The 12,880-nt window shown below is 38.4% G+C and carries 12 protein-coding genes; 4 read left to right on the top strand and 8 right to left on the bottom strand.

All coding sequences use genetic code 11. From position 1 onward, the window contains the following. Positions 1 to 188 precede the first annotated feature (188 nt). The 4 genes from AC33VI_RS17390 to deoC form a co-directional block, all read right to left on the bottom strand. Positions 189 to 998: a glucose 1-dehydrogenase gene (locus tag AC33VI_RS17390; RefSeq protein ID WP_491783526.1), complete on the bottom strand. Its 810-nt coding sequence runs from the start codon at positions 996 to 998 to the stop codon at positions 189 to 191. A gap of 168 nt (positions 999 to 1,166) precedes the next feature. Continuing rightward, the gene (locus AC33VI_RS17385; protein ID WP_491783525.1) at positions 1,167 to 2,522 is read right to left on the bottom strand and encodes an MFS transporter; all 1,356 of its coding nucleotides are present in this window, start codon (positions 2,520 to 2,522) and stop codon (positions 1,167 to 1,169) included. Between the two features lie 95 nt (positions 2,523 to 2,617). Further along, positions 2,618 to 3,520, bottom strand: coding sequence for a DNA repair protein RecO (recO, locus tag AC33VI_RS17380; RefSeq protein ID WP_491783524.1), 903 nt, complete (start codon positions 3,518 to 3,520; stop codon positions 2,618 to 2,620). Between the two features lie 22 nt (positions 3,521 to 3,542). Then, complete coding sequence (gene deoC / locus AC33VI_RS17375; protein ID WP_491783523.1) at positions 3,543 to 4,226, bottom strand: deoxyribose-phosphate aldolase; 684 nt, start codon at positions 4,224 to 4,226, stop codon at positions 3,543 to 3,545. 166 nt (positions 4,227 to 4,392) lie between these two features. Between deoC and AC33VI_RS17370 the strand changes: the two genes are divergently transcribed. Then, positions 4,393 to 4,854 (top strand): PPC domain-containing protein, encoded by a 462-nt coding sequence (locus AC33VI_RS17370; protein WP_491783522.1) that lies wholly within the window; start codon positions 4,393 to 4,395, stop codon positions 4,852 to 4,854. Positions 4,855 to 4,991: 137 nt separating this feature from the next. Here the strand turns inward: AC33VI_RS17370 and rpiA are convergent, their stop codons facing one another. Both rpiA and AC33VI_RS17360 read right to left on the bottom strand, forming a co-directional pair. Continuing rightward, positions 4,992 to 5,693 (bottom strand): ribose-5-phosphate isomerase RpiA, encoded by a 702-nt coding sequence (gene rpiA / locus AC33VI_RS17365; RefSeq protein ID WP_491783521.1) that lies wholly within the window; start codon positions 5,691 to 5,693, stop codon positions 4,992 to 4,994. Positions 5,694 to 5,851: 158 nt separating this feature from the next. Then, the gene (locus AC33VI_RS17360) at positions 5,852 to 6,283 is read right to left on the bottom strand and encodes an RNA recognition motif domain-containing protein (RefSeq protein ID WP_491783520.1); all 432 of its coding nucleotides are present in this window, start codon (positions 6,281 to 6,283) and stop codon (positions 5,852 to 5,854) included. Between the two features lie 595 nt (positions 6,284 to 6,878). Here AC33VI_RS17360 and AC33VI_RS17355 point away from each other — a divergent pair. Both AC33VI_RS17355 and AC33VI_RS17350 read left to right on the top strand, forming a co-directional pair. Beyond that, complete coding sequence (locus tag AC33VI_RS17355; protein WP_491783519.1) at positions 6,879 to 7,073, top strand: NblA/ycf18 family protein; 195 nt, start codon at positions 6,879 to 6,881, stop codon at positions 7,071 to 7,073. A gap of 191 nt (positions 7,074 to 7,264) precedes the next feature. Continuing rightward, a complete protein-coding gene (locus AC33VI_RS17350) occupies positions 7,265 to 8,143 on the top strand; it encodes a universal stress protein (RefSeq protein ID WP_491783518.1) in 879 nt (292 codons plus the stop codon). A gap of 10 nt (positions 8,144 to 8,153) precedes the next feature. Here the strand turns inward: AC33VI_RS17350 and AC33VI_RS17345 are convergent, their stop codons facing one another. Together AC33VI_RS17345 and AC33VI_RS17340 are read right to left on the bottom strand one after the other, a co-directional pair. Beyond that, a complete protein-coding gene (locus AC33VI_RS17345; RefSeq protein ID WP_491783517.1) occupies positions 8,154 to 11,099 on the bottom strand; it encodes a c-type heme family protein in 2,946 nt (981 codons plus the stop codon). Positions 11,100 to 11,129: 30 nt separating this feature from the next. Then, complete coding sequence (locus AC33VI_RS17340; protein WP_491783516.1) at positions 11,130 to 11,819, bottom strand: response regulator transcription factor; 690 nt, start codon at positions 11,817 to 11,819, stop codon at positions 11,130 to 11,132. A 207-nt stretch (positions 11,820 to 12,026) separates the two neighbouring features. On the opposite strand from AC33VI_RS17340, the gene AC33VI_RS17335 reads away from it, so the two are divergent. Next, positions 12,027 to 12,863, top strand: coding sequence for an ADP-ribosylglycohydrolase family protein (locus AC33VI_RS17335; RefSeq protein ID WP_491783515.1), 837 nt, complete (start codon positions 12,027 to 12,029; stop codon positions 12,861 to 12,863). The last annotated feature ends 17 nt before the right edge of the window (positions 12,864 to 12,880 follow it).

Raw genomic sequence — 12,880 nt, 5'->3', positions numbered from 1 at the left:
ATAGAGTCAAAGTTCTGTAGGAATTCAATTGTATTTATTTGCTGCTCAAGATTGCTGGATAATTAGCTACTTCTGAGCAATGCTCCCAATCTTGAATCCATGTTTCTTTCGTGCTTCATCTATAGGGCTGCTGAATGTGGGTTTTAGCTATCTCAACAAATCGATCTTGTTAACCCAAACTAAAGAAATTACTCTCCCGCAGACCAAGGTTTAAGGAAGTCTGGATATAAAGTTAAACCCCCATCAACGAACAAAGTTTGACCCGTAATATATTTAGCATCATCCGAAGCCAGAAAAGCCGTAATTGCTGCCATTTCTTCTGATGTACCCACCCTTCCCATGGGAATGTGACTTTCTACTTCTTCTTTTTTCTGTGGATTATCTGTCCAGCTATTAATAGGTGTGGCGGTAGCACCTGGTGCGATCGCATTAACTCGAATACCATAAGGTGCATACTCCAAAGCCAAGGTTTTGGTCATGTTTTCCATTGCACCTTTACTCATCGAATAACTAATATATTGAGGGCGAGGAATAATTTCGTGGACGCTGGAAATATTAATAATAGTGCCGTCATAACCTCGCTCTATAAAATGTTTAATGGCTTTTCTAGCGCAAAGATAAGCACCCCGTAGATTAACCTGGATTACCCGATCGAAATCCTCCGTTTTCAATTCATGGGAAGGAGAAGAAGTTTGAATGCCTGCATTGTTAATCAAAATATCTAGGCTACCGAGTTTTTCGATCGCTTCATTACACATCCGAATAATGTCTGCTTCTTCCGAGACATCCCCCTCTACAGGTAATTCTTTCCCTCCACAACCTCGGATTTGGGAACACATCCTATCGATTAATTCTTTTGTAGCGTCTAGCTTGTCTGGATCGTTGCGATAATTGAGAGCTACATTAGCACCTTCGGTTGCAAAGTAAGCTGCGATCGCTTGTCCAATACCTGATGTTGCCCCTGTAACTAAAACGTTTTTACCTTTTAAGCCTTTCATCTAAATTAATTTTATGTTTAAATCGATATCTACTTACACAATTAGCAATTTATCAAAGCGGTACACATCCTTCTCAAGCTATAAATTGCCAGGTCAAAACCAAGACGAGTTCGATCGCCTAATTGTTCAAATGGTTCAAAGATTTTCTCTTATTTCCCAACAGGTCTATTAGTTGTTAGTTGTAAGACTATAGTCTCGCATCATATACCAGGTTAAAATTCCCCCTGAAAGAGCGATCGCGCCGAGTCCGATCAATACTACCGATAGTCCCAACCGCGCTTCTGCTTCTGCTGCTAACACTAAAGGCAAAGAAAGAGCAATTTTTACAGCATTATTTTGTAAGCCAAATACCTTACCCCTCATTTCTACGGGGGTTTTGGATTGAATCGTAGTTTGCATGGGTACACCCACTAAAGCAGCGAATGCCCCTAATAAAGCTGTCATGATTAGAGCTAACCACAGGCTTTGAGTGGCAAAAGATAATCCCACCAAGGAAGCTGCAACCCCTACAGAACCAATTAAACTGAGACGAGCGTGACCGATATTTTGTCCTTTACTGCCCAAAATAGCCGCACTAGCACCCATACCGACTCCTGCTGCTGCGAGTAAGAAACCGAATTCATCGGCATCGATTTGGGGAATCCGATCCGCCAAGCTTACCGCTAAAATTACCAAAGCAGCAAAGACGGAAAAGAGAATAATTAGTTGAATTAAAGCATTGCGTACTTGTTGGTTTTTACCCAAATATTTAACGCCATCTTTAATATCTTCCCAGGGATGGGGTTGTTCTTTTTCCGATGGCTGAATTTTTTCTCCCGTAGTCAATGCTAAAAGAATAATTCCTGCGATCGCATATGCACCCCCGACTAAGATCTCTTTACCAATCCCTACGGGCAAACCTGCGTTTAAAGCCAAACTATCGGCAAGATCGATTAATGGCTCGCCGATGGCAAAACCAACAATCAACAACGCCATCATGGTAGTAGTGTAGAGAGAGTTAGCTGCTAGTAAATCTTTGTCTTTAACGATTAAAGGGATTACCGCTTGTTCGGCAGGAGCAAAAAACTGAGTAAAAGTAGATACAGCAAAGGTGATTGCCAGCATCAGGGCAAATCCTAAAGGAATTGAAGTGAAAATGTTTTTTCCTTGAGCTAAATATAAAACTGTGGGTAAAGCTAAGACTAAAGCACCCCTAATTAAATTAGAAATTATTAAGATAGATTTTTTTGACCAGCGATCGACATATACTCCTGCTAAAGAACCAAATAACATAGCAGGAATGGTAAAAGCGATCGTAATCGGCGATACCCAACGGCTGATTGGTTGTCCTGGAGTTTGGAATTGTTGAGCGACAATTGCGATCGTCAATACTAAATAGATCTTATCTGCCAGTTGAGAAAATATTTGACCGCCCCACAAAATCAAAAAACGGTTATTTTGCAATACAGGGGCAAAACCCTCAGATTCTTTTGCTGCTGAAATTTGCTCTGACTCTAAATCTAATTCTGATTCTGATAATGTCATTTTTATTAGTTATTAGTTATTAGTTATTAGTTATTAGTCATTGGTTGTTAGTCATGCCTACTACCCACTACCCACTACCCAATCCCAAAGGGATTTTAAAACTCTACATACAGACTCTCTACTAGATTAGCCGAACGAATCGTCTTACCTATATGATATTGGATGTATTCTCGTAAGATTTTTTCTACTCTTATCCAAGCTCGATCTAAATCTAAGTCTGGCGTACCATTATCAACATAAGTACCCATTTCTCCATGGTTGGCAGGCAAATAACGATCGAAAGATAGTAAGGTTTCACCATTTAAACCTTTTAAAATCTCCCATTCTAAAACATTAATGCGATGGTTAATTTTTGGCAGCCGATTGTTATAACGAACTTCTGCATCTTCATCGGGATCTTGTTTTTGCTGCTGCTGAATTTCATACCAAGCATCTAGATCGACAATTCCGCCCCCTTCAAAACTAAAACCTATATAATCGCTATCTCCATTGACAGAATCAAGAAAAATCGTTTTTTTAGTCACACAGCAATTAAATACTTGAGGGCTTAAACCTGCGATCGCAATTAGATGAAATACTGCTTGGGCTAAATAAGGATATATAATCTCGTCTTTAGCTGTTCGTTCGATTCTCCGCAGATGTTCGTTAAATAATTCGTACAATTCTGCTTGGGGTTGCTCGTCTACGGCTAAAAACAACGATAATTCTGCCAAATATTGAGCCGAAGCTAACTTGCCAAGATCCCGACTCAACACAGGATAAGTATAGATAGTATCTGCTTGAATTAATTTATCGAGAGACTTGCCGCGAATCAACAACAAATCGTTAACTACAAATAATTGCGTCCTACCCCTTAAACTAGACTTGTGTTTTTTAGCACCAGGGGCAACGGCTCGTATTATGCCATATTCGGGAGTTAATATTGTGACCAAGCGATCGCTTTCTTTCAGAGACGAGCCTTTTAAAATAATTCCCCTTGCTTTATATTTTTGACTCATCTATTTTGTTGAAGGTTAATTGTTAATAGTTAGTTTTTACCGAATCATTTTGTTGCCCGATCAGATCGACACCGCGAGAAGTACCCAAACGGGTAGCTCCTGCTTGAATCAAAGCAATTGCCTGTTCGTAGGTGCGAATTCCTCCAGAGGCTTTAATACCAATTTGTCCTCTAGCAACTTCTTTTAAGATTTTGACATCTTCTACCGTCGCCCCACCAAACCAGCCCGTACTAGTTTTGAGATATGCTACCCCCGCATCGAGGCAGATTTCGGCTGCCAGTCTTTTTTCTTCGGGGGTTAAAACCGTAGTTTCTAGGATTGCTTTAACTGCTTGTCCTGTTTCCGAACATATCTGAGCTATTTCTCGATATACGAGGTCAGATTTGCCCGATTTGAGCCAACCAAGATTGATTACGACATCTAGTTCCGTCGCGCCATTTTCTACTGCTTCTTGAGCTTCATAGAGCTTGACAGCGGAGGTCACTGCACCAGTAGGGAAACCGATGACAGTAGCTACTTGGGGCTGTTTGTCGTGTAAAAATTCTTTAGCTTGCCTAACGGCAGTGGGATAGACGCAGACTGAGGGAAAATTATATCGCCAGGCTTCCTGACAGAGTTTATCGACTTCTTCGGGAATAGCACTGGGTTTGAGTAAAGTATGATCTATGTAAGTAGCCAAATCAATATCTAAATCGGTAATAGACATATTATTGAGTAATTAATAATTGGTTTGACGGAATTGCGCTCGCTTTTTTCTGCTGCACAAAGCTTGTCGGACGAAAAATTTAACTGAAAGAGAATGTCAACGTATAATTATGATATTAAGTTTTTCATTTACCCAACAAATTAAAATTTCCTAAGCTGCATTCAGTATGGTCACTCGGTCTGTTTTTTCTTGGTTTAATATATTAACTGCGGTTACTACTTTTAGTTCGTTGGGATTGCAAACTTTTCCATCTCAAGCCCAAAGTAAAATTTACAATCCTCCTTCTATTTCTTCCGAAGAGATAATCTCAGATATCCTTACGGAAAATGATATCCCTACAGGAGAAGGTGGTTTTGCCAGAGACTATCACATTATTTTAGAAAAAGGCGACCAAGTGGCGATCGATCTGACTTCCGATAATTTTGACTCTATGGTGATGCTAATTGCTGCGGATGGTTCAAAAGTAGCCGAAAATGATGATGGTCCTGACGGCACAACCAATTCCTTATTGTTTTCTCGCATTACGGAAGGAGGAAAATACATTGTGCGAGTTCGCGCCTTCGGGGATACTAGCGGCGGTAAGTTTACTCTCAAGCTGACTAAGTTAAAACCTTCTCCCAATAAGTAACTGACCTTACGCAGCACATACCAAAAGCTAGTGTTGTTAGTTATTAGTTGTTAGTTTTGATGTAAGGTGGGCAATGCACTAAAGTACTAGCTCTGCGTCGCCCACTCTACACTCAAGTTGAAAAGAAATAGTCCGATCTAAAACTCGACGATTTCGGGTTTACCGTCAACAATTTTGCCGACCAAAACAATATCGGCTACGCCAACAAAAATACCGTTTTCTAATACTCCAGGAAGATTGTTAATTTCTTTTTCCATAGTTTCGGGATCTTTGATGTGGTCGAATTTTACATCGATTACCAAGTTTCCTTGATCGGTAACCACTGGACCAGCTTTTTTAACTCCCATACGTAGTTCGGGTTTACCACCCAATTTTGCTAAACTACGCATTACAGGAGCAACAGCCATGGGAATGACCTCTACAGGTAGCAAGAATGTCGAACCCAATTTATCGACTAATTTGCCTTCATCTACTACCACAATAAATTCATCAGCTAGCTTATCGACTACTTTCTCCCGAGTATGAGCCGCACCACCACCTTTGATCAGATTTTTATCTGGATCTACTTCATCAGCCCCATCAATTGCCACATCAATGCGATCGATCGCATCCAGAGTAACCAAAGGAATATTGAATTGCTTAGCTAGTACTTCAGACTGAAAGGAAGTCGGTACGCCTACGACATTGTTAATTTCTCCCTTTGCCAAGCGATCTCCAATATACTCAATAGCATAAGCAGCAGTAGAACCCGATCCTAGTCCGACAATCGAATCTGATTTCACGCGGGCTGCTGCTGCTCTTCCCACTTCTTGTTTCATGGTTTTAACTGGATCGCTCATTTATATTTATCTCCCTAGGTTGTATCGATAATTTAATCTGGAACTCATTTTCCCAGATATCTTCCCCAAAGCATAAAAAAATACGGCGTACAACTGACCCAGTGTTGGGCATAATTGCCACCGTTTCTGTTTCTTAGCTAAACAGCTAAACTGCCAGCCTAGTTGTTTGCTGAAGCCAACATTTCTTTTAATTTAGCCAATTCATCTGCCCAGCGAGGATCGGGTTGAACGCTAGCTTGCTGTTTTTGACCGCCAGCTTGTTTTTTATTGCGCTTATTACCACCACCTTTGCGTTTGGGGCTGTCTCCTCCTTCAGCAGTTGCACCATCTTCTGCTTTGGCACGAGGTAGAGCTTTTTCAATTTTGAGGGGACTATCCATGAAGGTTTGACCGTTGTATTTTTCAATAAACTGGTCTGCAACCTCATCACTAGGTACGGTAACAAAGGCAAAACCACGGCATTTTCCAGTTTTACGGTCTTTGATTACTTTAGTCGTAACCTGTTGTTCTTCTTCAGCAAACATATTTGCTAAAGCATCGCGATCGATTTCTTCTTTAGGTAAATTACCTACATATAAACGAATAGACATGAAAATATATCTCCCAAGCTAGGTTAATTTTAAAATAGTGTGCAGAGCGAACGCTTTTCTAGTGGCAACTAAGCCAAAATATAAAAAAATTTCCAAAAGCTTTTTTATAGATGATTCTTTTGGTAGACTACCTTACTTTACACAACTATGAACAGCCCAAGATACATACCACCCCCAAATTCAATCGGATAAAGGATAGTACGATCGCACCTTGAAATGAACAAGTTATTAAATATGACGCTATTTTTAATTGTTGTCACAGTAGCAGGAAAACATCTGTTAACTAAATAAATATCAATCAATCAGATTTGAAAATTGAATTTTAAATTCTGCACCACATTCAATTATTACAGAATGTTTACACTATTAGGCAATTTATTTATTTATTTTCTTTAATTTTTTAACAAAGCCCTTCATAAATATAGCAGTATTCCTTTTATTTGGAGAGATTTTTTCGAGAAGGCGATCGCTATTAATCTTAGGAACAATCGGACAAAAACATTTAACTGGCACTTTTGTCAAATAATTGTTACATTAAATTACAATATAATTGGATATTATTTTGTTGTTCCCCAGAAAACCAGGAGGTACTTTTATGTCCAACCCTATGGAACTATCTTTAGAACAGAAATTCAATATTCGTTCTTTTGAGACCCAGGTACAGTCGATGAGCCACGAACAAGCTCAAGATTTTTTAGTCAAGTTATACGAACAGATGCTACTCAGGGATAATATGTATAAAGACTTTATCCGCCATCAGTGGGGTATTGAATCTCCTCCACAAAGATAATTGGCTAAGCTCTTGTTGGTAATCTCCTTCTCTTGCTCGTTTCTAGAGAAAAAAGCTGGGGATGTTGGGGTTATTAATATTTGCAGCTAAAAATTGCTCGGTAGAGACTTAAAAGATACAAAAATCAAGATTATCGGGACGGCACATCGGTTTTTTGCTAGTGTAAGAGAAAATGATTATTTGCTCCTGCTATGTTTCAAAGCTGCTTGATCTGCACCGATTTTACCGACGGTTTGTACCGTTTGATTGATTGTATTCCTAATCTGGCTCAGTGTGGTTTAAACAAAATTGTTTTTTTTCACAGCGTTCCTTTGTGGGAAGAAGGAGAAGTTCCTCGAATCGATCAAGAGAAAGTTGAGGAAGCGAAGCAACGTTTGCAACAAGCAAAAGAAAATGCTCCAGATAGCGTGGAAGTAGAGATAGAAGTCCTTTCAGGTAAACCTTTAGATACGATTCCCAGAGTTTTGAAAACCCATTCCGTAGATGTCATTATGACGGGAACTCCAATCAAAAGTTTATTGCAAGAAAAATTTTTTGGTAGTACTAGTGCGGGATTAGCTAAGATTACCAGTCATCCTTTAAATATTATTCGTCCCGAATTGATTACTACCTACACTCGGGAAGAATTGGCTTTGCGCTGTCAGCATCTTTGGCGTTACTTTTTAATTCCCTACAATGGCAGCAAAACTGCCCGCTATTTGATTGACGAAATCAAGAAATATGCTCAGGATCGCCCTGCTGATTCTCTACAGAAATGTATGCTAATTTCGGTAATTGATGATTGCGGTAGAAAATCTTTGGTAGCAGACGAGCGAGCCAAACAAGCGGAAACGGAATTAGAGTCGGTTAAAGCAGAATTAGAAGAACTAGACATAGAAGTTAATACTTTGGTGAAAATAGGCAACCCTTTACAGGAAATTACTACTGCTGCTTTAGATTTTGATATTAGTACGATCGCGATCGCGACTGACTATCGCAATAATCTTTTGCAATGGACTGTTCGTAGTTTTGCCAACGATGTGATGCGGAGTAGTTGGTTTCCTGTATTACTCTTTTCTCCTAAAAAGTAATTTTACTTAATTAATTTTCCATTAATTTGACTATGGTTTCAAACTGAAGATTTTCCACTAAATTGGTCAGAGAAGCGATTAGGAGATCGTTAGCTTGAGGAATTTGAGAGATTGCAGCTATTAATTTTGTTTCGTCTAATTCTTCAGCAGCGAGTTTGAATTCCTGCAACCATTGTTCGGGCATTATTTGTAAAGACTCGGAAGTCAAAGGTCTCAATTGACTTGTTGGCGATCGCTCTGTGTTTGAATTGTTTCTAGAATTTTCTTGATAGATATATTCAATCCCTAAATGTTCTTGAATCTTGGCTAACAAGGAATCTTGTTGAAATGGTTTTCGCAGATAATCGTCGCAACCCGCAGTAATAGTTTCTGTCCGCTTAGATTCAAAGGCACTTGCGGTTAAAGCGATTATTTTTACTGGTGGAGTTGAATTATTTCGGTTTGTTTCTGCTTCTCTAATCTTCCTGGTAGCTTCGTAGCCATCCATCACTGGCATTCGCATATCCATGAAAATTAAATGAGGTTGCCATTGTCGAGCTAATTCTACAGCCTGTTGCCCATTTTCGGCTTCTCGGACTTCAAATCCGATTTGACTGAGTAATTTGACCATTAGCAAACGACTTTGCCATACATCATCCACAATCAAAATGCGATATTTAGATTTACTGGGTGCAAGAACTCGGACTGATTTTGAAGCTGTTGATTCTAGTTGTTCTCGTTCGATCCGCTCGGCAATAATATTAAAACGGAAAATCGAACCTCTTCCGACTTTACTACTAACAGTCAACTTGCCACCCATCAATTCGACAAATTTTTGACTAATCGGCAAGCCCAAACCCGTTCCTTGTTTCGATTGACGACCTGTTTCGCTTTGATTGAAGGCTTGAAATATTTGACCGATTTCTTCAGGTGCAATTCCCGCCCCAGTATCTTCTACTTCAAATTTTAAATTGCACTGGGATGAATAACTCGTTCCTTGTTGCCTAATTCTTAGAGTAATACTGCCAGTTTCAGTAAATTTGATTCCATTACCAATTAGATTGATTAAAATTTGACGCAACTTATTTTCATCGGTACGAATATAGTTAGGCACATCAGCAGCACAGTCTACGATTAATTGCAGATTTTTAGATCGAGCCTCGATTGCTAACATTGCTTCTAGGGTATTGAGCAACAATCTTAAATCTATATTTTGGAAATATAGTTCGGTTTTTCCCGCTTCAATTTTAGACATCTCCAGAACTTCGTTAATCATTTCTAGAAGATGTTCGCCACTGCGATTGATAATGTTAATTATTTCTTGTTGTTTGGGATCGATCGCGGGATCGCGATTCATTAACTGACTAAAACCAATAATGGCATTGAGAGGAGTGCGTAATTCGTGGCTGATATTGGCAAGGAATTCACTTTTAGCCCGATTGGCGATTTCAATTTCTCGACTGCGTTTTTTCTCTTGTTGTAAAAGCCCTGCTTGAGCCAGAGCAATACCCACCTGAGCCCCTACGGATTCTAGTAGTTCTACATCGTCTGGTTGCCATTGACGATAGCGATCGCATTGTTGAATGCTAATTGCTCCGTTTACTTGACCTTGATAGGAAGTTCTAACGGTCATTAGGGAATAGATTTGCAATTGTTGGTAAAGATGAATGCAGCAACTTAGTAAAGGGGTATCGTAAACATAAGACCAATAAACTGCTTTTTCTTGAGACAGTGCGGTATTAAGACAAATTGCTTCGTCTAGAGATATTTCTAGCCCTAAAGTGCGGGGATATTGGGGAATGATATATTCGGCGATAACTTTTGCTTTGTGGGGTTGGGCTTGGGCGTAGGAGAATATCTGACAGCGACTTACTTTAAAAGCATTACCGATATTATTGACAGCAGTTTGCAGAATCTGAGTGATATCTAAACTTTGGCGAATTTCTTGAGTAATTTTTTCTTGTAATAGTACTCGCTCTATTTGTTTGGCTAGTTGTCGTTCAATATTTTCTCGTTCTGTAATTTCTGCTCTTAATTCTTCGGTGCTGTCTGCCACTGCTTGACGCAAATCTCGTTCACGATTGACAATTTTTTCTGCCATAATTGCAAAAGTTTGAGTTAGTTCTCCTGCTTCGTCGCGACGTTGTTTTAATTTCTCGAAATAGCTGAAGGATAAATAATGAGTAATATTAATAGTATTAATACTCAATTGATTGGCTATTTTAATTAATCTTTTAATTGGTACGATAACTGTATATTGCAACAGACCATTGACCGATAAAATTAGAGTGGCAAAAATACCTAAAAACACGGGGAGAACTACAGCCATTCCCTGTCGAACTGCCGTATCTACATCATTAGCAGGAAGATAAAAAGTTTGGGCGGAAGTGAGTTGATTTAATTGCCAATTAAAACCATTTTTATCTCCGTATAATTCCAACATTTCTTGGGGAGCGCGATCGGGAGTACTATGGCATTGCAGGCAACTCTCGTCTTTAACAGTAAGAGGTCGAGAAATATAATAGTATTTATTGTCTTGTTGATTAGTATAGCCAGATAATATTTTTAGATCTTTATTTTGTTGAAAAGAATAAATTAATTCCCGTTCAAAATCATTGGGAAGATCTTCGAGATTAGTCGGGTTGATGGTAGCTTCTTTATATTGATAGTGCTCGAATTTAGTCATCTCTCGGAAGTTAGCAAAGATTTCCTTAGCTGCATAGGCAGGTACGATAGAAGCTTTAAATTCTTGAGTATTAGCGGTATTTTTTTGATAAGATTCTAATAAATGGACGCTAGTATAATATTTAGCTTCTTCCATCATTTTCATTAAAATATGACCTTCAGAGGTCAATTTATCTTCTGCTTGCTGATATAAAATCTTTGATAAAGATAAACCCGATATCAATACTCCCGTCAGAAAAATTATGATTAGTAATAAATTAAACTTGGTAGTTAAATTGAAGTTGGTTTTCATCAAAAAATTGTTTAATCAAATACTATATCTTTATTGTTCTCGCAGAACATAACCAACACTTCTAACAGTTTGAATCAATCTTGTTTCTTGTTTCGCTTCGAGTTTTTGTCTGATGTGTCGAATATGAACTTCAACAATTCTGTCGTTATCAACTGGATCGTAATTCCAAACTCGATCGAGAATTTGTTGGCGCGATAATATTCTTTCTGCATTAGCCATAAGATATTGCAAAATATTAAATTCTTTGGCAGTCAAATCAATTTTGCGCTCGCTCCGAAATACTTCTCTAGTAACTAAATTTAATTTTAGATCGGCAAATTGCAAAACATTTTTTTGCCTGCTTTCTTGGCTATCTTTTGCCCGTCGCAGAATAGAACGAATTCGAGCTAATAATTCCTCAATGCTAAAAGGTTTAGTTAAATAATCATTAGCACCCGCATCCAAACCATCAACGCGATCGCTAATGGCATCTTGAGCCGTTAAAAATAGAATCGGTACTTTATTAGCTGTTTGACGAAGACGACGGCAAATTTCTACCCCAGTTAGTCCAGGAAGCATCCAATCTAGTAAAATAAGGTCAAATTCTGTATGTCTAGCCGTACTCAATCCCGTTAGCCCATCATAAGCCAGACTAACTTGATATCCTTCATAATCTAGCTCTGCTTTGACAGCATTAGCCATTTCTAATTCGTCTTCAACGACTAAAATCTTCACCGTCATAGAATAAACCTCATGATATAGATTCATAACAAAATCTTACCGAAGAATTTTCTCGCAAGATATTTAAGGTGAATTTGGATTAAGTTTTTTCAACTAAACAAATTTATTTGAGTTTTAAGTTTTACTACTAAATAGGGAGATGAAATCTTTGGTTTGGGTTAACATTGACGATCGAAAATAAACACCAACTTATTTACAATCCTGTATATGTTCCTCGAACTTGCGATCGCAGATGCCTATGCTGCAAATTTCGTCGCTCGCCCGCCAGAATTTATCGCCAGTTACAATAACCTTACGGAATATCCTTTGTCAGAAGATTTACAAAATTTGACTGGAAAATATACAGGAATAACTCAAAGCAATATAGCGATCGCCAAAATGCTGATTCAAGGTCATTCTTGGGTTAAGGAATATTTGGCTAATAGTCTCTTAACTACCTACAAACAAGATCCCAGACAAGGTTATGGAGATAAATTCGATGTATTACTGCAAAAATCGCGAGATGGTAGGGAATTAATCGATAATATCGATCCTTATAGCGATTTAGATTTACCTGCAATTAGAGCCATGTCGATTGGCAAACGTTCGACTCCCGAAAAAGTTTTTCAAGCTAGTATGATTCAAGCTGCCATTACTAACAATCATCCCGATAGTTTGAATGGTGCGATCGCCGTGGCTTTAATGTGTCACTTTTTTATTTATAGTTTGGGTAAAAAAGAACAACTAAAGGACTTTTTAAATATTTATCTTATGACTGATTGGTTGCAATCTTCAGCAGTATTAAGTCCCAGTTTAACTGTTGTTAAAACTACTATTGAATTAGTTATCCAACATCAAAGCTTGAGTCAATTATTACAACATTGTATTAGTCTTAATCAAAATAGCAGTTCCGTTGCTGCGATCGCCGTTGCTGCTGCTTCCTGTAGTGAAGAATACGAACTAGATTTTCCCGAACATTTATGGGAAAACCTGGAAAATAATACTGAATACGGTCGAGATTATTTAATTAGTTTAGATCGGCAATTAAAGCTAACTAATAACTAATAACTAATAACTAATAA

It is taken from the genome of Waterburya sp., from assembly GCF_058530065.1.
This window is presented reverse-complemented; position numbering and strand designations above follow the sequence as displayed.

What these genes read in the sequence shown, in the direction of transcription:
- AC33VI_RS17355 (WP_491783519.1), top strand. Translation starts at nt 6,879, where the DNA reads ATGTCCAACCCTATGGAACTATCTTTAGAACAGAAATTCAATATTCGT.
- AC33VI_RS17345 (WP_491783517.1), bottom strand. Translation starts at nt 11,099, where the DNA reads ATGAAAACCAACTTCAATTTAACTACCAAGTTTAATTTATTACTAATC.
- AC33VI_RS17390 (WP_491783526.1), bottom strand. Translation starts at nt 998, where the DNA reads ATGAAAGGCTTAAAAGGTAAAAACGTTTTAGTTACAGGGGCAACATCA.
- AC33VI_RS17335 (WP_491783515.1), top strand. Translation starts at nt 12,027, where the DNA reads ATGTTCCTCGAACTTGCGATCGCAGATGCCTATGCTGCAAATTTCGTC.
- rpiA (WP_491783521.1), bottom strand. Translation starts at nt 5,693, where the DNA reads ATGAGCGATCCAGTTAAAACCATGAAACAAGAAGTGGGAAGAGCAGCA.
- AC33VI_RS17360 (WP_491783520.1), bottom strand. Translation starts at nt 6,283, where the DNA reads ATGTCTATTCGTTTATATGTAGGTAATTTACCTAAAGAAGAAATCGAT.
- AC33VI_RS17350 (WP_491783518.1), top strand. Translation starts at nt 7,265, where the DNA reads ATGTTTCAAAGCTGCTTGATCTGCACCGATTTTACCGACGGTTTGTAC.
- AC33VI_RS17385 (WP_491783525.1), bottom strand. Translation starts at nt 2,522, where the DNA reads ATGACATTATCAGAATCAGAATTAGATTTAGAGTCAGAGCAAATTTCA.
- deoC (WP_491783523.1), bottom strand. Translation starts at nt 4,226, where the DNA reads ATGTCTATTACCGATTTAGATATTGATTTGGCTACTTACATAGATCAT.
- recO (WP_491783524.1), bottom strand. Translation starts at nt 3,520, where the DNA reads ATGAGTCAAAAATATAAAGCAAGGGGAATTATTTTAAAAGGCTCGTCT.
- AC33VI_RS17340 (WP_491783516.1), bottom strand. Translation starts at nt 11,819, where the DNA reads ATGACGGTGAAGATTTTAGTCGTTGAAGACGAATTAGAAATGGCTAAT.
- AC33VI_RS17370 (WP_491783522.1), top strand. Translation starts at nt 4,393, where the DNA reads ATGGTCACTCGGTCTGTTTTTTCTTGGTTTAATATATTAACTGCGGTT.